Source organism: Cupriavidus sp. 05T313, from assembly GCF_056396665.1.
The window spans coordinates 1-462 of sequence record NZ_JBFTLX010000622.1; the positions used below are offsets into that span (position 1 = coordinate 1).

1 protein-coding gene is annotated in these 462 nt (G+C 65.8%); it reads left to right on the plus strand.

The window, feature by feature from the left end:
* Positions 1–15 precede the first annotated feature (15 nt).
* Entirely contained in the window at positions 16–333 is a 318-nt protein-coding gene (locus AC1DKD_RS42055; protein WP_477144843.1) for a hypothetical protein, read from the plus strand.
* The last annotated feature ends 129 nt before the right edge of the window (positions 334–462 follow it).

The window sequence follows — 462 nt, forward strand, 5'->3', positions numbered from 1 at the left end:
GATTAGGCTCTAGGTATGGGCGATCTCCTGCTGGTGCTGTTGCCGGCGATTGTTTTGGTGGTCCTCCTGTGGGGCGTCGCCACCGCGCTGCGGCCGCGCGATCCAGGCTTGTCGGAGGCCGCAAAGTACCAGCGCGAGCTTGCCGAGCGGTCGGCACGCCACTACGCGGCCCAGGTACAGGCGGCCACTGCCGCCCGCGACCGCCTGGCCGCCGCTACCCACCCCAGCCAGAATGCCCAGCAACACAACCAGCAGCAGGAATATATCCGTGCGGCCAGCCAGCAAAACGACCGCACCTGGCAAAGGCCAGGAAGAACAGAGAACGGCACGTGAAAATGGAATCCCTTGTGGTCCCGGTCCTTATCCTGCTCGCAGTCGTCGCCGGGGTCATACTCGCGTACCGTGCCTCCCGCACGCGTAAGGCAACGCGCGGCACAGTCCCCGCCCAGCCCGCTGCAACAT